The sequence below is a fragment of the Rhodococcus sp. 14-2496-1d genome (genome assembly GCF_002259365.1).
Classification (GTDB): Bacteria; Actinomycetota; Actinomycetes; order Mycobacteriales; family Mycobacteriaceae; genus Rhodococcoides.
In genome coordinates, this window is the sequence record NZ_NPFV01000009.1 from 103,306 (window position 1) to 124,934 (window position 21,629).

Annotated in this window: 11 protein-coding genes; 7 read left to right on the top strand and 4 right to left on the bottom strand. The window is 67.1% G+C overall.

The annotated features are described in order from the left end of the window. The first annotated feature begins 41 nt into the window (after positions 1-41). On the top strand, positions 42-4,631 hold the full coding sequence (locus CH296_RS05920) for an EAL domain-containing protein (RefSeq protein WP_094684232.1): 4,590 nt from the start codon (positions 42-44) through the stop codon (positions 4,629-4,631). 1 nt (position 4,632) lies between these two features. On the opposite strand, the gene CH296_RS05925 is transcribed toward CH296_RS05920, so the two are convergent. The 3 genes from CH296_RS05925 to CH296_RS05935 all read right to left on the bottom strand — a co-directional run bounded on the left by CH296_RS05925 (position 4,633) and on the right by CH296_RS05935 (position 10,656). Then, on the bottom strand, positions 4,633-6,093 hold the full coding sequence (locus CH296_RS05925) for a dynamin family protein (protein ID WP_032396077.1): 1,461 nt from the start codon (positions 6,091-6,093) through the stop codon (positions 4,633-4,635). Next, positions 6,090-7,898: a dynamin family protein gene (locus CH296_RS05930; RefSeq protein ID WP_032396078.1), complete on the bottom strand. Its 1,809-nt coding sequence runs from the start codon at positions 7,896-7,898 to the stop codon at positions 6,090-6,092. Before CH296_RS05930 ends, CH296_RS05925 begins: the two co-directional genes overlap by 4 nt. A gap of 148 nt (positions 7,899-8,046) precedes the next feature. Beyond that, the gene (locus CH296_RS05935) at positions 8,047-10,656 is read right to left on the bottom strand and encodes an IniB N-terminal domain-containing protein (RefSeq protein WP_094684233.1); all 2,610 of its coding nucleotides are present in this window, start codon (positions 10,654-10,656) and stop codon (positions 8,047-8,049) included. A gap of 261 nt (positions 10,657-10,917) precedes the next feature. Between CH296_RS05935 and CH296_RS05940 the strand changes: the two genes are divergently transcribed. The 6 genes from CH296_RS05940 to CH296_RS05965 all read left to right on the top strand — a co-directional run bounded on the left by CH296_RS05940 (position 10,918) and on the right by CH296_RS05965 (position 20,619). Then, positions 10,918-12,687, top strand: coding sequence for an Hsp70 family protein (locus CH296_RS05940; protein WP_094684234.1), 1,770 nt, complete (start codon positions 10,918-10,920; stop codon positions 12,685-12,687). 7 nt (positions 12,688-12,694) lie between these two features. Next, positions 12,695-15,205 (top strand): helix-turn-helix transcriptional regulator, encoded by a 2,511-nt coding sequence (locus CH296_RS05945; protein WP_094684235.1) that lies wholly within the window; start codon positions 12,695-12,697, stop codon positions 15,203-15,205. Between the two features lie 43 nt (positions 15,206-15,248). Further along, positions 15,249-16,403: a hypothetical protein gene (locus CH296_RS05950; protein ID WP_094684236.1), complete on the top strand. Its 1,155-nt coding sequence runs from the start codon at positions 15,249-15,251 to the stop codon at positions 16,401-16,403. Then, positions 16,400-18,046, top strand: coding sequence for an Hsp70 family protein (locus CH296_RS05955; RefSeq protein ID WP_094684237.1), 1,647 nt, complete (start codon positions 16,400-16,402; stop codon positions 18,044-18,046). The genes CH296_RS05950 and CH296_RS05955 overlap by 4 nt, the downstream gene beginning before the upstream one ends. 75 nt (positions 18,047-18,121) lie before the next feature. Then, positions 18,122-19,420: a S1 family peptidase gene (locus CH296_RS05960; protein WP_179277638.1), complete on the top strand. Its 1,299-nt coding sequence runs from the start codon at positions 18,122-18,124 to the stop codon at positions 19,418-19,420. Between the two features lie 89 nt (positions 19,421-19,509). Next, a complete protein-coding gene (locus tag CH296_RS05965) occupies positions 19,510-20,619 on the top strand; it encodes a S1 family peptidase (protein WP_094645858.1) in 1,110 nt (369 codons plus the stop codon). A 273-nt stretch (positions 20,620-20,892) separates the two neighbouring features. On the opposite strand, the gene CH296_RS05970 is transcribed toward CH296_RS05965, so the two are convergent. Next, a complete protein-coding gene (locus tag CH296_RS05970) occupies positions 20,893-21,549 on the bottom strand; it encodes a hypothetical protein (protein WP_094684238.1) in 657 nt (218 codons plus the stop codon). Positions 21,550-21,629 lie beyond the last annotated feature (80 nt).

Genomic DNA, 21,629 nt, shown 5'->3' on the forward strand with positions numbered 1-21,629 from the left:
TGTGGTTGAGTGAGTGCCGACGTCCAGGAAGGTGCCTGCCGATGGTTGACGGAAACGATGGCCATCCCAGATTGCGGGTGGTCGGAGTCGGCAGTTCGGCCGGTGGACTGGACGCGGTCGCCAGGTTCCTCTCCGGAGCTCCGGCCGCCGCTCCCTGGTGTTTCGTCGTAGCTCAGCACCGAGCTCCGAATCAGGACAGTGCCCTGGTGGAACTTCTCTCGCACCACACGACGATGGCAGTGGTGGCCGCCGTGGAGGGAGCGAAACTCGAACCTGGGGTCGTCTACGTGGGGCCTCCCGGCTCGGACATCGTGGTCGCGAAGGACTCGATACGACTTCCGCAACCCAGTCCACACAAGCGACCATGGCCGAACATCGATCGGTTGCTGCAGTCGTTGGCCTCGGAATTCGGCCCCGACGCCGTGGGCGTGGTCCTGTCCGGCAGCGGCGGTGACGGTGCCGCCGGGGCGACCGCGATCCGCGACGGCGGCGGGGTCGTTGCAGTCCAGGACCCGACGACCGCGGCATTCGAGCAGATGCCCACCTCCACCCTCGACACCGGGTCGGTGAATCTGACCGCTCCTGCCGAGTCCATCGGCACCGAACTGCACGACCTGTTGTTCGGACGATCGGCGCGCCCTGCGGACGAGCAGACCGGTCCCACAACGGACGGGGCAGCGGCGGAGGACCGACCCCGGTCGGAGGTCTCGACCGACACCCCGGATCCGGACGCGGCATATCTGGCGACGATCGTCGAGTGCCTGCGCCTGGCCACCGGTATCGACTACTCGGGCTACAAGCGTTCCACGTTGAGTCGACAGATCGAGCGTCGTCGACACTATAAAGGGATCTCGGTGGCCGAGTATGCCGCCTCGCTGGCGGACGACACCGCCGAAGCCGGTGCACTCGCACGAGCGGTTCTCGTCAGTGTCACCTCGTTCTTCCGCGACGGAGCAGTGTGGGAGACCGTGGGACTGCGGTTGAAGACCGTGGTCCGTTCGCTGGCGGCTCACGAACCCCTCCGCCTGTGGATACCCGGATGTGCAACGGGAGAAGAGGCTTACACGATTGCGATGTTGGCTGCCGATGCTCTCGATGGTGCCGAGAACAGGAGTGGGCTGAGCAGCAGATTGAAGGTGTTCGCCACCGACCTCGACGACTCTGCGCTGACCGTCGCGCGGCGAGGCCAGTACCGCGCCACCGAGGTCGAGGCCGTTCCACAACGGCTTCGTGACCGATGGATGTATCAGTCCACCGCCGGATGGGCCGTCGTCCCGGAACTGCGCGAGTGCATGATCATCGCTCGCCACAATGTGGCGTACGACCCGCCGTTTCCTCGGGTGCACCTGATCTCGCTCCGCAACACACTCATCTATTTCGAGCCGCGCCTCCAGGCACGGGTGATGGATCTGTGCCACTACGCCCTGGTGCCGGACGGGCTCGTCGTCCTCGGCTTGTCGGAGCGAATCTCCAATGTCGATGCCGTCTTCACCGCGGTCGACTACACACACCGAATCTACCGGCGGGGCGACTCGAGCCGCCTGCCGTCCATCGCCATGACTCGACGCCTTCAAGCTCCACCGGCCGGCGGGGCCAATTTCCCGAGCGGCACAGGCCCGACTCGCGCCGACACCGAACTCCCATACCGCCGCATACTCCAGATCACCTCGGCTCCGATGCTGATCGTCGACGACCGCGATGTACTGATCGAGGTGATCGGCGACGTCTCACGATGGTGCACGGTCGGCGAGGGTAGACAGACCGGGGCGGTGGCCGAGATCATCCGGGAACCCTATCGCCTCAAGGTGCGGACGCTACTCAGTCGACTGCGTCAAACCGATTCCACAACAGTGGAATTGGTGGCCGGCGAGGCACATCGCGTGCGCATCACGGGCGCTCGGGTATCGACGGAGTTCACGACCCGGACGGTCGTGTCGTTCCGCGCCGAGGAGTCTGCGCCCACGCACGGAACGGTGGATTCGTCCACACCCGTCCTGGACATGAATGCACAACTCGACTCCACGCAGCGGGCGCTGGAGGCCATCGTCGCCGACCTCGGATCTTCGAACGAAGAACTGCAGGCGATGAACGAAGAACTGCAGGCATCCTCGGAGGAATTACAGGCCACCACCGAAGAAGCCCAGGCCGCCAACGAGGAACTCGAAGCGACCAACGAGGAGCTGACGACCCTCAACCAAGAACTCCAAGCGCGCACCAACGAGGCGCAACAGGCCAACTCCGATCTCACCAACATTCAGTCGTCGCTCACCAGCGGACTGATCATCATCGACCGCGAACTGCGCGTCACCCGCTTCACTCCCCTCGCCGTTCGCTTGTTCTCGTTGATCGACGCGGACCGAGGCCGACCGCTCACAGCCATTCCCTCCACGGTCGAGATCCCCGGCCTCGAAGAGGACCTCAACGCGACACTCGAACATCGCCAGTCGCGCATACGCGAAATCAGCAGCGCCAACGCCGATTACCTGCTGCAGACCCAGCCTTATCTGGGTTCCGACGGCGACGTGCGGGGTGTCATCGTGGTGGTGACCGATGTCGGAGAGATCAGCGCCACGAGGCGGGCTCGCGATGCCGCACTGAGCAATTTTCACCTCGTTGCCGACTCCATCCGCGAGATAGTCTGGCAGCGCGACGCCACCGGCACGCTGACGTTCGTCAACTCACGCGTCGAGGACATCTACGGTCTCGACCGCGACAGGGTCATGGCAGAGCCGCGGCTACTTCTGTCGACCGTGCACCCGGAGGACCGAGACCGAGTCGCCACTGTTTCTGCTGCTGCCGAACAAGATTGGACATGCGAGTATCGCATCGTCCGTCCGGACGGATCGATTCGTTGGATCGAAGAAGTTGCCCACACGGTCCGTACGACCGACCCCGCCGACCGACTGGTCATCGGCAGCGCCGTCGATGTCACCGACCGCCGCGTCTTCGAGGACCAGGCAGCGGAGCGGAGCGCCGTACTCGACGCACTCTTCGGCACGGTCACCGCCGGAATCGTCGTGCTCGATCGCGAGAACCGGATACTGTCCATCAGCACCGGTTTCACGGCCATCACCCGATTCGAGCCACACGAATTGATCGGAACGAGCCTGTCGATGCTCATCGATCGAAGGGCCGGAGCCGTGGCCCCTTCACCCGAGATCGAACCGGGTCCGGCGAACAACGGTGCGTTCGACAGCTGGACGGTCGTCGACGCACATGGATCGTCGCATCCGATCAGTATCGAATTCCGTGCCGTACCGGTGAAATCCGACTCGCCCGCCGGACCGCATTCGGTTGCAATCGTTCACGACACCTCACGGATACGCGAAATCAGCGCCGACCTGGCCGCTCGGGAACAGTTCGACCGACACACCGGTCTGCTCACCAGACAGTTCTTTCGATCACGCCTCGCCGAACTCCTGGATTCCGGGACCACGAGAGTCGCTGCACTGTGGATCGACCTGGACGACTTCAAGGAGATCAACGATCGCTTCGGGCATCGTGCAGGTGATGTCGTACTGCGCACGGTTGCTGCACGACTGCAGCAGGCCGCACGCCGACACGACATCGTCGGTCGTCTCGGCGGCGACGAATTCGCCGTTCTCGTGACCCGAAGCGAGGACCTGGACAGCCTCGAGATCCTGACGCACAGAATTCTTCTGGACTTACGGAACCCGATCACCCTCGTCGACGCGACGGTGTACGTCTCGGCATCGATCGGTATCGCCCTGAGTCCGGACGACGGCACAACTGCGGACGCACTGCTGCACAACGCCGACACGGCCATGTACGAAGCGAAGAAGTGCGGCCGTGACCGTCACATGTACTTCGCTCCAAGCATGAACGCGATCGCAGACGACCGGGCATCGATCCGCCACGAGCTGGGAGAAGCGTTCCGCAACAAGGATTTCGAGTTGCACTACCAGCCGATCGTCGATGTGAGCACCGGCCGGGTGACGATGCTGGAGGCACTGGTCCGATGGCGGCGGAACGGGGCCGTCGTTCCCGCTCAGGAGTTCATCGACCACGCCACTCAGACAGGCCATCTCCGGGCGTTGGGAAAGATCGTTCTCACGTTGCTCGATGCGGATCTGAACCTACTCGAAGGCGAGCTCGGTGAGACCCGCCCACAGGTGGCCGCGAATTTCTCCGGAATCGAACTCGACGAACGCGACGTGATCGACCGTCTCATCACCTGGGCACCACCAGGAGGGTTCGACAAGCTCGTCATCGAGGTCACCGAATCCGCATTGCTCGACGAGCACGGTCGAGCCCGAGACACCCTGGGCATACTGAAACGATTCGGCGCAAAGATCAGCATCGACGACTTCGGCACCGGATACTCGAACCTCGAGCTGCTCGACAGACTCGAACCGGACGTCATCAAGATCGACCGATCTCTGCTTCAGCGAGCATCGAGCCACCCGCGCGGCCGAGCCATTCTCGATGCCGCTGTGCGACTGGCGAAAGCGCTCGATGCACGAACCGTCGTCGAAGGCGTGGAGAGCCAACAGATGTGGGACTACGTGTGCACACTGGGCGTGGACATGGCGCAGGGATATCACATTGCCCGACCGATGCCGCTACGCCAGGCGATCGACTGGATCGACGCGGCCGATTCGGCCCGATAGATCAGGCCAGAGACGCGAGTATTCCTTCGGCGCTGCGGGCCGCCGTGGCGCACGAGGTCGAGGTGAACCGGTCCAGCAGTGGATGCTCGGACAATGCGCGCCACTTGTGCACGGCCGCCAGCGCGGTGTCGCGCTGCTGAGCTCGTCCGGCATCGGGAGGCAGATCGAGACGCTCGGTGGCAGCGATACCGAAGCCACCGATGATGCGCTGCAGCTCGAGCAGTCCGCCGTCGGGCAGTTTCGGTGTGGTGGAACGCAATCGACCGAGCAGACGCAGTTCGGCGAATCCGTGCACGTCGGCGAGCATTCGGCCGGCCTCGGTGCGAAGCGCGTGAGACTCCGGCCTGAACTCCAGGATCCGTTGCAGCGCAACCAGAGCCGAATGCAACTTCAGCTGGTCGGCACGTTGACCGAACTGCACGTCGATCACCGACCGAAGTTCGGTGAGCCCACTGCGCTCGACCAGATCGGCAGCCAGCGTCGGCGAATCGCGCACCCCGAGCCGAATCAACGTCACAGCCATCCGAATACCGAACAGCCCGAACCGGTCGACGATGCTGGCCCGCAGCGCTGCATCGACCGGGAGCGTGCTCTCCGCGCGCACGAAACGGTCGGCCGAGAGCATCGCCAACTGCAGATCCTCGGTGGGCACCGTCGCCAGCATCTCGAAGGCAGCGAACTCGTTCTGCCGCAGGGTTTCCGCGCCGAGCGCGAGCAGTCCTGCAACCGGAACCACCGCCTGACACAGGCCGGTGGCCTCGAGTTCGGACGCGAATCGTGCAGCGACCTCCTTGGCCGACATCATCGCGTCCATCCGCCCCGAACCCACCTCGTCGGCTCGCGAGACGACGCCGATCACACCGAGCGGTCCCGAATCGCCGCCCACGTGCGCGCCGATCTGACCGAGAAACGACACGTCGGTCGCATTGAGAGTGCGCAGCAGATACACGACGGCGTCCGCACCCGACGACGAGTTCTCGGGCGTGAGCATCGCCAACGTGCGTGCCGACACGTCTCGCGACAGAGACGAGGTACCGGGGGTGTCGATGATCGTCGTCTGTGCCAAAGCGCTTGCAGGCCATTCGACGTCGAGTCGGTCGACCTGCGCGGCCGTCAACGACCCGAGGTCGAAGGTCAATCGCCCGTCGCGCCGTTGCACCGGCACGTTCGCGGCTCGGTCACCGTCGTACCAGGCCGTGACGGCGGGAGTGACGCCGTTGCGGTACCACGTGACGACCTTCGTGCACTCGGTGGCGTCGGTCGGGGCGATATCCTGCCCGACGAGAGAATTCAGCAGCGTCGACTTACCTGCCTTGAGTGATCCCGCGAGGGCCACCCGCAGCGGCTCGTCCAGGCGGTACAGGCATTCGTCGAGCATCCAGGACGCTTCGGCATCACCGGAGTACGTCGATCGTGCCGCAGAGATGAGGTCGCGGGCCCGGGCGAGAGCCGCCACGCTCATACGGCAGCGTCCTCGACCAGAGATACTGCCCGAGAATTCAGTTCGGCCACCACCCGCATGTCCTTCTCCAGCGCGGCGATGCGAGCGGCACGGTCGGTGTTGTCGGCAGCGGCGGCCTCCTGCGCCGAGCGCAACGACTCGTTGAGCGAGCGCAGCGTCTGCTCGGCGATCGAGGTGAAGTGATCACGCAGGACTCGCTGAATCTGCCGCAGCCGGTCCTTGGACTCCTTGCCCACCTGGAAGCTGACGTCATCGGTGAATCGCCTGATCGCGATCTTGGCCTCGGACCGCCGCGCTTTGACGCGGTTCTCCTTGTCCTCCTTGTACGCCTTGGTGCCCAGCAGTACGCCCGCACCGATCGAAATAGGGTTGAGCAGACTCAATCCGACGAACGTGGTGATCAGGCCGAACATCAGCACACCGCCGTAAGACCCGCGCATTCCCACCAGGACCTTCTGGGTGATTCCGATACGACCGGATTCCAGATCGGCCAGGGACGAGACGGGATCGAGGACGTTGTCGAGATCACCGAGATCCAGATCGGGCAACGCTGCCGCTCCGGACGAGGCGAAGTGTTCGGCCACCAACTCCGAAAGCCACAGTGCCCGTTCGTGAGCCCAGACGAAGTTGTCGCCCACCGACGCGGCGATCTGCTCCTCGAGCCACTCGCCGAGCTGCGGCCAATCCTTGCCCGGATCTCCCTCGTCGACGGTCTCTTCCGCTTCCCGGGTGACGCGCCGCAACCGGTCGCGCAGATCGTGATCGATGTCGGAGGCGAGATCGGCGATACCGTCACCGAGGGTCTGCTGCCATTGCGACGACCGCTTGTGCAGCTCCTCGGCGGCGGCCTTGGCGCGCTGCAGCCCGGCGACGGCCGCGGCGGCCCGCTCCGGATCCTTCAGTGCCGCAAGCTCACTACCGAACGAGAGCGTCAGATGTTCGGTGACGGAACGGACATCGAGCGAGACCGAGGAGCGCGCCAGCACATCCGCCCGGGCCACCACGTCGTCCCGCAGAAACGCGTAGAGCTGCTGGAAACCGGACTCGGCGTTGAGTTCCTCGTCGTTCAAACGCAGTGCGTGCGAACGCAACAGAGACGAGACCGGCAACATCTGCACGTCGATGCCTGCGCGATCCAGGTGTCCACGATTGGCCTCGACGATCTGCCGCCAGTGCGGATACAGGTCGATCTTGGTGATCAGCACCGCCACGGCCGGGCACAGTCCCTGCACCTGCCGGAGAAAGGACAGTTCCGGCTCGGTGAATTCGCGCGAGGCATCGGACACGACGAGCACCGCGTCGGCCGACGGAATGAGACCCAATGTGCCTGCCGCGTGCGGATTCGTGTGCCCACCGACTCCGGGAGTGTCGACCAGTACCAACCCGTCGGCGAGCAACGGGCTCGCCACCCCGATGTCCAGGCGCAACACCTCACGGCCCTGGGCCAGCGGACTCGACGGGGTGACCGTCGTGATCTGCTCGGGCGGAACGTCGACTCGAATCGGTTCGTTGCCCGGATCGGCGAGTACGAGCTGCGCGGACAGGCTCTCGGCATTGGACACCACGGTCGGGATGGCGGTGGTCTCGTCGTCTCCCACCGAGCACACCGTCAGATTGAGCAGCGAGTTCACGAACTGACTCTTGCCCTGCTTGAGCGGTCCGACCACGATGATGCGTCGACGTGGATCCAGCACTCGCGAGCGCGCCGCCTCGACTCGATCCACCAGGTCGGATCTTCCCGCCGATGTCGCCACCGCCGCGGTTCGGCTCAGCAGCTCTGCCAGCTCCGTAGATTGCCCGTCCATACGCTCGTGCTCACAACCGTTCTCGTCGACTTCCGCGGTACCCGGGCTCCACTGACGCCCAGGAACGAACTCTAGCTACGACTCGGCCCCGAGTGCCGGGGAACACTCGGGGCCGAGTCATGTCATTGCCTACCCGCAGGCGAGGGGATCAGGGCTGCGTCGGGTCGAAGTCGTGATCGACGGTCACATGTCCCAGGGAGTCCGCTGCCGAGTCCACCGAACCGTGCAGGCTCGAGTCGCTGAACAGGCTCGAATCGGTCTCGCCCTGACCGAAGACGTCCGAGTCGACGCTCGACCAGCCGGAGCCGTTCGCAGAAGCCGAGGAATCGAACGAGCTGGAGTGATCGAACGATCCCGATGCCGCGGAGGAAAGGCTGCCGCCGGCGTCCGCCAGTCCCTCGACACCCGACTGCAGGCCACCGGTGAGGCCGCCCGCGGCCTGGCCACCGAGGTCGGCAGCGGAATCAAACCCGCCGCCCGCGGAAGCCGCAGCGTCCGCACCAGCATCCAAACCCGCACCCACGGTGGACGCGAAGTCGCCTCCGATCGAGGCACCGGTGTCCAGTCCTGCGCCGACGTTGGACGCGATCTCGCCGCCCACCGAGGTTCCGGCGTCGACGACTCCGCCCGCGGCACCTTCGAGGCCACCGGCAACCGAGCCTGCAGCTCCCGCGGCACCTTCGAGGCCCGCACCTGCCGACGCCGCTGCATCGATTCCACCGCTCACCGCACCGGTGACGGCTCCTTCGAGTCCGGCACCGGCCGAGGCCGCAGCATCCACGCCGCCTGCGACTCCGCCTGCCACTCCGCCCGCGATACCGCCGCCGAGGCTGCCGAGTCCGGCCAGGCCGCCGGTCAGACCCGCACCTGCATCACCCACTCCGGCCAGACCACCGGCCACACCTGCACCGACGTTCCCGACGCCGGCCAGGCCACCGGCCAGATCGCCACCGACGTTCCCGACGCCGGCCAAGCCACCGGCCAGATCTGCACCGACGTTTCCGACGCCGGCCAGGCCACCGGCCAGATCGCCACCCACGTTCCCGACGCCGGCCAGACCACCGGCCAGATCAGCACCCACGTTCCCGACGCCGGCCAGACCACCGGCCAGATCGCCACCGACGTTCCCGACGCCGGCCAAGCCACCGGCCAGATCTGCACCGACGTTTCCGAGGCCTGCGAGTCCTCCCGTGAGGCCCGCGCCCAGTCCGCCGAGTCCGGCCAGGCCGCCCGACAGGTCTGCGCCGAGTCCGCCGACTCCGGCGAGTGCTCCTTCGACGGTTCCCGAGAGGTCTGCTCCGGCGGCAACCGCTGCGTCGATCGCTCCGACGAGTCCTGCGCTGACGTCGGCTCCGGCTCCGAGTGCGGCTCCGAGGTCGAGTGCTGCGCTGGTGTCGAGTACCGATTCGAGGGCGGTGCCGAGCTGGGCTCCGGCTGCTCCGCCGACGCCGAATGCCGTTCCGAGGATGCCTTCGAGGCCGCCGGCAACTCCGCCTTCGAGGCCGCCGACAAGTCCGCCGCCGATGTTTGCGCCCGCTCCGATCGTGCCGTCGAGTGCAGCGTCGAGTGCGGCGGTGAGGCTGCCGACTGCGCTGGTGTCGAGATCGAGTGCGGTTCCCAGTGCGCCGCCGACCACTGCGCCGAGGTTGCCGCCCGCGGCCAGCAGGGCGTCGACATCGAGGTCTGCGAGGGCACCTGCGTCGAGGACTGCTCCGAGCGCGGATCCGATGGATCCTGCGATGGCACCGTCTGCGGCGAAGAGACCGCCCAGGCTCGCGCCGACTCCGCCTGCGAGGTCGCCGACCAGTGCGCCGCCTGCGCCGAGCGCTCCGTCCAATGCGGCACCGATGTCGGTGGTCAGATCTGCTCCGATGGTTCCCAGCCCACCGAGTGCGCCGCCGATTCCCGCGGTCAGAGCGGCACCGAGGTCGCCGGCGATGTCCAGTCCGGCTCCGGCACCGAGTGCGGCGTCGAAGACTCCTCCGAGGGCAGCGCCGAGCTCTGCGCCGATGGTTCCGCCGACTCCGAAGACCGCACCGAGTGCGCCGGCCAGGCCGCCCTGGATGTCGGCCAGTGCGCCGAGATCGACGGCACCGGTCGCGCCGATGGCGGCATCGAGTGCTGCCTGCAGCTGTGCGGCGATGTCTCCGCCGATCTCGCCGCCGATGCCTGCGCCTGCTCCGATCAGTCCGGTCAGTGCCGCGCCGAGTCCGACGGTTCCGCCGAGCAGACCGTCGAGGTCCAGATCCACGCCGCCGCCGAGCCCGCCGCCGATACCTGCGCCTGCACCGATCAGAGCGTCGAGTGCGCCGCCGAAGGCAGTGCCGAGCTCGAGACCGATCTGGCCTCCGACGGCCAACGCTGCAGCGAGTGCTGCCTGCAGGGAAGCAGCGATCTCACCGGTGACGTCGATTCCGCCGGTCAGGCTGCCGCCCGCTGCGAGTCCGCCGCCTGCGACTGCGCCCGCTGCCAATCCGAGTCCGGCCGACAGTCCGCCACCGAGGCTCGCGCCTCCGGCGAGTGCGCCGTCGAGTCCCGCCGACCCGCCTGCACCCAGGATGGCCGAGAGCTGGCTGCCCGCACCGGCGAACAGTCCCGACTCCGCGACCAGAGGTGCGACCGCGACGATGTCGGCGTGAGTGACGTCGCCGAGTCCCGCGGCGGCCAGCGTCGTCTCGGGATTGGCGCAGTAGGCGGCTGCGGCCTGGTCGTCGCGCAGCAGGCTGAGGATGAAATCGAGTACGGCGTTGGTAGCCATCGTGGGTCTCCTTGACGAGGGGTGCTTCGTGGTTGATCACAAAGCTATGCACCGCAGAGCCCCCGCCCAACGGGGCCGATCCCCCTACTCCCCCGGGGGTTGCCAGGGGACTTCGATTAGGGGATCTCGGCGCTTTAGGGGATTTCACTCGTTTCACGCTCTAACCTGCTGTGAGACGTAACGAATAGGTAGCTTCTGCCGACAGTGCGAGTAACGGCAGTAGCACCGACGGCAGGGCGAGACGAAGGCGGCGACACGACGATGAACGCAGGGCTCGGCATACGTATCGGTTCGGTGACGGCGGCGGCCGCACTGGACACCGATCCCGTCACCTCGGTGGTCAAGCGTTCGGCACTCGACCTCCGCCCGGGCGAAGCCCCGCGTCTGGCAGAGCTGTGGGACCGGTCCACTCGGAATCTGATCAGCGGCTTCGCCGACCGGGTCGGCGATCCGGTGGAACTGATCGACGACGACGGCCGCAGCCATCACGCCGAGGACCTGTACGCCACCGCTGCTCGCGCGCTCGTTGCCGAGGCCTCCGCCGGAACCGAGTCCGCTCCTACCGTCGTCGTCACCCACCCCACTCGCTGGACCGCGTACACCGCGGAGGTTCTCGGTGACGCGCTGGACCGCGCGGGGCTCACCGACGTCACGCTGGTCCCGGAGTCCGTCGCAACGATGCGCTGGCTCGAAGTCACCCGAGGAACGCAGTCCGATGGCCTGGCCGTGGTCTACGACCTCGGCGCGACCGCACTCGACGTCACTCTGATGCGCACCGGCTCCGAGGCAGGCACCGTCGGCACCGGGGTTCACTCGCAGGAGTACGGCGGCGCGCAGTTCGATCACGCGATCATGCAGTACGTGCTCGACACCGTCTCGGGCAGCCAGTCCTTCGAATTCGATCCCTTCGATCCCGATACCGTCGGCGCGCTGGTGGAACTGCGGGCACGCTGCGGTGAAGCGAAGGAACAACTCTCCTACGACACCTCGACGTCCCTGACGGTCGACCTGCCGGGCCTGCACACCGAGGTTCGCCTGGTGCGCTCCGAGCTCGAAGAACTGGTGCGCGCATCGCTGCTCGGGTCGATCGGGGTGGTACGCGACGCCGTCACGGCCGCCGGCCTCGACGTCACCGACATCGACCAGGTGGTCCTCGTCGGTGGCAGCTCGGCCATACCACTGGTCGCCGAGCTGATGTCGTCCGAACTGCGTGCACCCGTGGTCGCCGGACCGCGTCCCGAACTGACCGTCGCAATCGGTGCCGCGATTCTCGGCAGCGACATCGCCGACGCCACCGCCTCCGACGACGCCGCAGCCTTGGCCGCGGCCCCCACCACGGCAGTGGCGGCCGCTGCGGCGGCCGCGCCGATGCCTCGCCCCACCCCCCGGCCCGCACCGACGCCGACCGCCGTCGAATCCGACGCAGGGATGTCCGGTCGCAAGAAGGCCGGCGTCGTGGCCGGATCCGTTCTCGTCCTCGCCCTTCTGGCCGGCGGAGGCCTGTCGGTGGGAACGGCGTTGACCTCCGACAACACAACTCCGGCCGAATCGAACGCGGAAACGTCGATCTCGAGCACCGAGACGCCGGGAACCACCGCAGCGGTGGCGGATGCCGCTACGACGACGGCGGCCACCGGCGAGAACGGTGTCGCCGCAACCGGATCCGAGAGCGCACCGACCACGGTGGTCAACGCCGACGGCACGGTGACGCAGATCGACCCCGCCACCGGCGCTCCGGTCGCGGGAGCGCCTGCTGCAGCCCCAGCCGACAACGGCGCGGCCACGGTTCCGACTGTCCCGTCCGTCGCTGCTCCGACCGTTCCCAACTACCAACCGCCTGCCGTGCAGGTTCCGCAGGCACCGAGCGTGCAGGTTCCCAGTTATCAGGGCCCCACCCTCGGTGATGTCGGACAGGGCGTCGGTAACGGGCTCGGCGGAGTGGTCGGCGGCGTCGGTGACGGGCTCGGCGGTGTCGTCGGCGGCGTCGGTGACGGACTCGGCGGAGCCCTCGGCGGCTTGACCGGCCGATAGGTCGATCGTGACCAGTACGCGTTCCGGACTCGTCGGCGTCGAGCGTGCCGATCGCTTCGTCCGTGATGCTCTCGTCGCCAACGGATTTCATGTCGTCGTCGGAGTGAACGGCTCCGGCCGATCCGCGGTTCTCGAGTCCGTTGCGGCGTCGACGGACGTGTACGCGGGCACCATCGCCGACGCTCCGTCCGGCTCGACGATTCTCGTCGATGATGCGAACCTGCTGTCCGAGCAGCGTCTCGACGAGATCGCAGCGGCTGCAACCCGATCCGATATCACTCTGATCGTCGCCACCGCGCCGCGCAGTTTCGATTCACGCATCGAGAAGCTGATCGCGTCCGCCGGCTCCAACCGACTGACACTGGTTCCGCTGGACAAGGTGGCCATCGCGGCCAGGGCAGCAGCAACCGTCCGGCCGATCTCGGCGTCGCTCGCCGCTGCCGTCGCCAAGGCGACCGGCGGAGTTCTCGCCGCTGTCGACGCGGCCCTGGGTGCACTCGGCGGGGACCGTTCCGATCCGGCTCCGCTTCGCGTGGTCGCCGAATCGATTGCCGAACAACACCGTCGGATGCTGATCGAGACCACCGACGACACACGGGCACTGCTGCTCGCAGCTCGGTTCGGCGTCACGCCCGACCCGGCATCGGCCGCGCAGATCGTTCCGCGTGCGACCGATGTCGAGTCGATCGTCGATCTGGCCTGCAGCTCCGGCATGCTCGACACCACGGGCACGTTGATTCCGTCCGCCGAGGCCCCGCTCATCGAGATGATCGGGGACGGGCGCTGCCGCGTCCTGCTCTCGTCGATCACCGAGGTCGCCACCCGATCCCGCCTGCTCGACGCCACCGCGGCCCGTGCGTTGGCAGAGCGCGGCGTCGTTCATGCCGGTCTCGCCGATTATCTTGTCCAGCAGGCAGATTCGGCTCCTGTCGATGCTGCCGGTGCCCTGTACGGCGCGGCCGTCGAGGCAGGGTTCGATTCGATGATGCTGGCTGCGAGACGGTCCGAGGTCGCGGCGGCCACCGGGGATCTGGACGAGGCGGCGAGATTCGCCGATGCGATTCTCGACGGTGCCGCGGGGTGCGATGCGGCGGATCTGCGGACCGCGGTGCGAGTGTCGGCGTCGATTGCGGCGCAACGCGGAATGTCCTCGCGCAGTGCGCAGTTGTTCGCGTGGCTCGGCGAGGACCGACTCGGACCCGACGCCGTGTGGGCTGCCCTGTCCGCCGCGGCAGCCGGTGATCGCAGCGCCGCCGACCGTTCCATGGCTGCGGTGGCCGCTCTCGCGCCGACGTCGAGTACCGCGTCGGGCAGCCTGCTCGTCACCGGAGTGATCGGGTCGATCGATTCGCGAAACGCAGCGGCGTCGAGTGCGAGTGCGAATGCACTGATGCGGGCAATGACGTTGACGGGCAATGCATCCGATCGCTCGTGCACACCGGATACTGCCGCTGCCGTCTCGGCCTTGCACGCGGTGCACTGCGGCGATCTGCCCCGGGTGGATTCCATCGTGACGCGGGCACTCGGCGAACATCGTCCTGGTTCCGAGGCGCACACCAGGCTGAGCCTTGTCGGGGCCTGGGCGTCGATGCTGCGGGGAGAGACCGCCGATGCCGGTGCCGCGATCGAGGCACTGCGGATTCCGGTGTCGCACGTACGCAATCAGTTGTTTCTGCACGCGATTCGGGTGGGTCTGGCTCGTAGGTCCGGTGACTCGGGGTCACTGATCACGGCATGGACCCAGGCGCAGAGCGTGATCGCCGAGTACTCCACAGACCTGTTCGCGCTGCTGCCCCTGGGCGAGTTGCTACTGGCCGCAACACGACTCGGCCAGGTGGACCGCGTCGAACATCTGGTGTCGCAGGCAACCGATCTGCTCGCAGCGCTCGGCGATCCGCCCGTCTGGGCGTCGGCGCTGCACTGGTACCAGGTTCAGGCGGCCATCGTGGCCCAGACTCCCGACGCGTTGGTGCCGCACGCCAAGGCCCTGGCCGCTGCCGCTCCGACTCACCCGTACAGCGCCGCTCTCGCCGCTGCCGGTCGCGCATGGCTCGGGGTGTTGCAGGGCAGACCCGACGCAACCGAGGTGGAGACCTCCGCGCGCACCCTCACCGCCTTCGGGCTGCCATGGGACGGAGCCCGACTGGCGAGCGAGGCCGCCCTGACCGTCACCGATACTGCGACGGCGACGTCGCTGCTGCACATCGCCAGGTCGTTGCGCCAACCCAGCTCGACCGGGCGCGACAACCCGCGGTCGACGCCGCAGCCGACGGGCTCGCTGAGCGAACGCGAGGCCGAGGTCGCCGAACTGCTCGTCCTCGGAGTCACCTATCGCGAGGTCGGCAGCCGGCTCTACATCTCCCCGAAGACCGTCGAGCATCATGTGGCCCGCATCCGGCGCAGGCTCGGTGCCCAGTCGCGATCGGAGCTGATCTCGATGCTGCGCGCCATGGGCTACGGGGCCTCGACCAGCGTGGGCGTCGACCCTGTAACTGTGCGGGGACCGGGAGCGACATAACGACCGAGCACCACTCCCCGAGTCGAGAACAGGTAGCAGCACCATGACCGAGCAGCCCGGCAGTGCGAGTGTCGGCGCACCGGATGTCGGCCTCTACCTGGACGACGAGCGCGCCGTCGCCGCCGTGTCCCATCCGATCGCGCCCGGACCCTCGCTGCACCTGGCGTCACTGCACGCGACCGTGCTCAACACTCATCCCGACGGCACCGTCTCGCTCGGAGATGCGACCGACTACGAGTCCGAGGCCTACACACATTTTCTCGACACCCTCGCCGACGGCGTGGGTGTCAGCGGCAGCAAGGGCACTGTTCTGCCCGCCGAGCAGCTGACGTCGATGGCCCTGCTGTGCCTGCTCACCGAGGTCGCGTCGTCGATCGATCTGCAGCCGCGCGATCTGGCGGCGGCCGCGACCTACCCTGCCCGCTGGACGGCCGAGCAGGTGTTCGCTCTGCGTTCGGCGATGAACGCACACGGCCTCGCCCACGTCTCGCTGGTGCCCGAAGCCGAGGCGCTCGCCGCGTGGAACGCGTCGGTCCTGCAGACCCTGCAGAAGAAGGACTCCGCCGTCGCCGCCGCCCGCGGTGCTGCGATTCTGGCTGCTCAATTCCCCGTCGATGCCGTCACCGAGCGGTTCGCGGTGGTCTCCCCGACCGGATCCGACCGTCGCCCACTCTTCGCTGCGGCGGCGTTCGCTGCTGCATTGACCGTCGGTGCCGCACTCGTCGCGCTGCAACTCGGTACGTCCACCGATACCGCGGTCCCCACCATCGACAATGCCCAGGTGGTGCCGCCGACGTCCTCGATCGACTCCGGGTCGGGTGGCCCGATCGACTTCCCCACCGTCGTTCTCGAGCCTGCCGCCGAGATCGCTCCCGTCGTTCCGCTGCCCGCGACCACCACGTTCGCGGAGGAGACGACTCCGACCGAAACCTCCGACCTCCCGCGGAGCGAGCCGACCGAGATCTCGACACGCCCGGCGAACGAGGCACCCGAGGACACCACCCCCGAAAAGCCTCCGATCTTCGTCGAACCGGTCGAGCCGGAACTGCCGGTCGAGGAGCCGACCGATCCGCCCACCGAGACTCCCGAATCCGGCCAGGACACCGAGCAGACTGCATCCGAGCAGGTTCCGGCGGCCCGCGGCGGCACACCCTCCGACCGAGAGCCGAACGACCGATCGACAGGGGACACTCGATGAGCGGTACCGGTCACCTCGGAATCACCGTGGGCAACACCAGGTCCGTCGCGGCCTACCGCGCATCGGTGGAGGACGAACCGACGATCGTCGTCCTGCCGACGACCCTGCGCTTCGACGAGGACGGCCGCGCCCACCTCGGTGAACCGGCCGACACGGCCCCGTTCACCCGGTTCGTCGATCTGGTCGGTCAGCAGGAGGATCTCGAGCCCGACGCCGACGCCTACCGCGCCGAGGACCTGATGGCCAACGCCGCCAACTGCCTCGAGACGATGGTGTCGGCGAAGGACGGCGTGGTCGGCGACATGCCCGTCACGACCATGACGTACCCGATGCGGTGGACCCGGGCCGCCGTCGCCCTGCTGCGCGACGCCCTCGATCACACCGGCCTCGCCGAGGTTGCCCTGGTGCCCGACGCCAAAGCCTCGAGCGCGTTCGCGCAGCCGAGCTCTTCGGCTGCGGTCACGGTGGTCGACATCGGAGCCACCGGCACCGACATCTCCACCTATCCCGGAGGTGGGACCGTCCGTGTCTCCGGCGTAGGCGGAGACACCTTCACCGACGCACTCTTCGATCACGTGGTGACCGATCGCGAGCACATCGACCTGTCCGACGCGGCAGTGCTGGCTGCCCTTGCCGGCGTCGTCGCCTCGTGCGAGGCGGCCAAGCAGACCCTGAGCACGGCCGAGACCGCCACGATCTCCGTCGAACTTCCCGGTGTCTCGCAGTCCACGACGGTGACACGAGCCGAGTTCGCGGACCTCGTCGCGCCGTTGCTCCACCGGCTCGACGTACCGGGGACCGGCACCGTGATACTCACCGGTGCCAGCGCCGCACTCCCGTCGGTCGCGACGCACCTCGGTGAACGCTCGTCGGGCCGAGTACTCGTCGAGCCGCTCGCTGCGACCCGCGGCGCACTGGTACTCGCCGAGGTCGAGGACGTCGACGGCAACTCGCTGGTGACCGGTGCCGCGCCGATCGTCACCCGCAACGACGGCACGGAGTCCCTCGACACCGACGCCATCCCGGTCGTCGCGCCGGAACCGTCGCTCGCCTTCTCCGAAGCCATTCCCGCGGTCGCTCCGGTGTTCGACCATTCGGAATTTCGATCCGAGCCGATCGTTCCGGTCGATGAGAAACCCGCGACAACCGGTTACGTTCCCGCCACCCCGGTTGTCGACGCATCGGCAGGGGCGAAGAAGGAACGCAGCGAGCGCTCCCGAACGATCGCCACCATCGTGGCCGGCGCAGCGGCAGGCGTGGTCATCGTGCTCGCCATCGCGGCAGTGAGCGGAGTGTTCGGCTCCGGCCCCGCCGCGACGCCTCCGACCGTCACCGATGCCGGCTCGCCGATTGTCACCTCGACTCGCACGCCGTCGACCACCACCGTAAGCCCCGTCGAGCCCGTCGTCGTTCCGGAAGTGATCGACGAACCGACGTACGAGCCGTACGTCCCGCCCGCGCCTGCTCCCCAGCCTGCCCCGCCGCCTGCGCCGGTGCCCGCGTCGACGACGGTGGTCCCCACCACGACACCGGTGGTCACCACGACTCCGGTGACGACAACCCCGGTCACCACCACGACTACGACCACCACCACGACCTCGGCTCCGGTGACGACCACGACCGACCCGGTCCCCAACCCCTGACCTGCACGAACACTGATTCTGCGCCCGATGCCCTAGGGTGGGTCGCTGATGCCAAGCACCCGATGAAGGGATTTCATGCGTAACACCGGGGCGCTGCGTGCCGCAGTGCTGTGTTCGACGGCTTTCGTTCTTCTCGCTTCGTTCTCCGGGACGGCAGCAGCGGACCCCGTCGTCCAGTCACCCGCCGATCAGCTTCCCCGCGAGCTCGTCGAGGCCGTGCAGCGAGATCTGAAGATCTCCCCGCAGGAGTACCTCGATCGTGCTGCTCGCGCGCAGGAACTGTCCGCATACGCATCGGACTTCCGGGCCAGCCGTCCCGCCGACTTCGCCGGTGCCTGGATCGGGCCCGACGGCAATGCCGTCGTCGCCGTCACCTCGCCTGCCGCGGCACAGGCCGTCGCCAAGGACGGATACGCCACCGCGCAGTCGCCCGTGTCGGCAGACGGACTCGAGAAGTCGCTGGCCGATCTCAACAGTTGGATCGCAGGCCTCCCCCGCGAGATCTCGGAGCAGATCAACGGCACCGCCATCGACTTCATCGACAATCAGATCGTCATCGACCTGGTGAACAGCCCGATCGGCAGCGCACTGAATCTGCCGACACTGCTGGCGAACATCAAGGTCATTCTCTCTCCCGGCGGAAACAAGCCGGTCGACCCGACTCCGATGGGCGGCGACACCTACGTCACCACCTCCGGACCCATAGCCGACGCTCCGGCCACCGACATCAGCATCTGCTCGTTCGGCTTCAACGCCGTCGACCCCTCCGGTGACGCCGTCAATCTCAGCGCAGGCCACTGTAATCCCGACAAGGCCACCGGATCCGGCGGCGCACCGGTCTATCTTCCCGACCCGGCCGATATCGCACGCAGCACGCAGATCGGGTCGTTCGATCGGTCGAGTCTGGGCGCGGAGGACGGCCTCGACTGGTCGGTCATCGCGTTGAACGACACCGGCATCGCGTCCGGACTCGACCGCCCCACTGTCCGTGGCGCGAACGGCAGCACCGTCACCGTCACCGGAACAGCATCACCGGTCATCGGCGCACCGGTCTGCAAGTCCGGGCAGTCGTCGTCGTTCACCTGTGGAGTGGTTGCGGCCGATCGCGTCGAGACGCAGCTCTACATGGAGGACGGCACGTCCCGCACCGTACGCGGATTCGCCAGCACCGCATGCACTCTCGCAGGCGACAGCGGTGGAGCCATCGTGACCGGGACACTCGCCCTCGGCATCACCAGCGGATCCAACAGCGGCGGCGCACCCGACTGCAACGAGGCGAACCTCGCGCTGGCACAGTACGGCGGCACCGCCAGCCTGGGCATTCCCATCGATCAGGTCACGCGCGCAACCGGAGCCACGCTGCGAACCGACTGAGTCGGGTACTTCGGGAGCCCTCCACCGCCTATAGTCGTACTCCAGGGTGAACGGCATCACATCACCAGATGCCCGGGGGAGAGGTTTCTATGCGTCGCCGAGCTTTCCGGCTGTCGTTCGTCGCGGTTCCGATTCTGGCGACGATGGCGGTGTTCGCACCGACCGCGAGCGCAGAACCACCATTGCCTCCCGCCCTCGCCGACGCCGTGGCCCGTGACCTCGGCCTGACTCCGCAACAATTCCTCGATCGGGCCGACGCGGCACGTCGACTCGCCGACTTCACCGATACGGTCGGATCCGACGGGGTCGCGAGCGCGTGGCTGGACGCCGACGGACGCCCCGTCGTCGCGGTGGCGGACGGACCTACCCGCGCCGACGTGGCAGATGCCGCGTCCGCCAACGGCTTCGAGATCGATGCCCCGCCCATCGTGATCCCGCAGGCCATGTTCGATGCCGTCCAGCCGCTGTGGGACCTGCTCCCCTTCGATCCGTCACCGACGGCAGGCCCGATCCGTGCGAGTTCGTATCTCGGCGGCGACAGCTTTCTCGCGGGTACACCGGCCGGCCTCGGACAACGTTGCTCCCTTGGGTTCAATGCCGTCGACCCGACGCGCGGATCGGTGAACATCACTGCAGGCCACTGCAATCCGAGCACCACCGATACCGGCTCCGCAGCACTGACGGGCGCGTACCCGATGTACGGCAGTCTCGTGGGCTCGAAATTCGGAACGTTCTACCGAACGAGCCAGTCGCGCAACGACTACGCCTTGATCGACATCGACGACGCCAACGTCGCCGAATTCGAGAGCAACGCAGTGCGAGTCCCCGGAGCGGACCCGCTGCATGTCACCGGCACGGTCGACCCGATCGTGGGCGCGCCGGTCTGCAAATCCGGATCCAGAACCGGATTCAGTTGCGGCACAATTCTTTCCACCGGTCTGAAGGTGGCACTGGGAGACAACGTCCTGGATCGCAGTTTCTCCACCTCGATCTGCGCGCTACGCGGCGACAGCGGCGGCCCCGTCGTCAGCGGCACCCTCGCCGTCGGCATCGCCAATGCGTCGAACGTGGGAGACCAGCCCTCGTGCGAGATCGCGACCGTCGTCAGCATGCTGCAGGGTCAGCGACCCGAGCTGTTCGCCACCCCCATCAACGACGTACTCGCAGAGAACCCCGGTCTGACCATCCGCACCTCGTAGGCGTCCACCCGGACAAACACACCCGCGCTCCGTATGATCCGACGAGTCCATCGCTGCGAGGCGCATTGTCGCGCTCGAACAGTGCACCCGTTCGACTGCTGAGGCGGAACCTTCCATGACCGAACTGCTGTCCGTCGGATTCACACTCTTCGGCTACGCCTACACCATCGTCGTCGAGGCCATCTCGCTCGCCACCATCCACGGAGCCTGAACGATTCGAAAACAAGAAGCCCGCACTCCTCGTGAGGAGTGCGGGCTTCTGCGAAGAGATGCTTACTTGGCCCAGACCGTGGTGCCCGGTGCCGCGTTCAACGTGTTGATCAAGTCGATACCGGCAACGACGAGAGTGGGTCCGCCGGCGGCGATGGTGCCTACAATTCCGCCAATCGTTGCAAACAGGGGAACTGAAGCCAAAACAACAGGTCCGGCCAGGACTCCAAGTGCACCGACACCGAATCCGATGGCGGTTCCGGTGAAGCCACCGATCGCAGTCGCGATACCGAGCTGCGACGAGAAGTTCTGCTGCGCCTTGAGGTTCTCCTCGGGCGAGGCGACGGTCGTCGCGCCGATGCTGCGCGAGTTGGCCGATGCCTTCGTGAAGTCGAGGTTCGGAACCAGACGCAGGGTCTTGCCGTTGTCGTCGACGTTCTGCTCGTACGGGAAGTTGAGTCCGCCGAGGTTGAACGAGAGCGGAAGCGTCACGAGGGTGTTGTCGGCGGCGTCGAGGACGTCGACCGTCTTGCCGTCGTCGGCGACCTTGAAGACGCCTGCATCGATGGTGGTGACGATCGTGCGATCTTCGAGGTCGACGGTGTAGTTGGTGTCACCGGGGGCTGTTTCCTCGGCGGGCTGCGCGTACGCGGTTCCGCTGGCCAGGCCCATCGCGACTGCGACGAGGGCCGATGTGACGGCCAGTTTGCGAAGTTTCATGTGGAGTTCAGTTCCGTTTCTGTGCAGTGGGTGCTTGGCAGTTCCGCTAGGCAACCGTCAAACGCAAAGTCACCCCGATG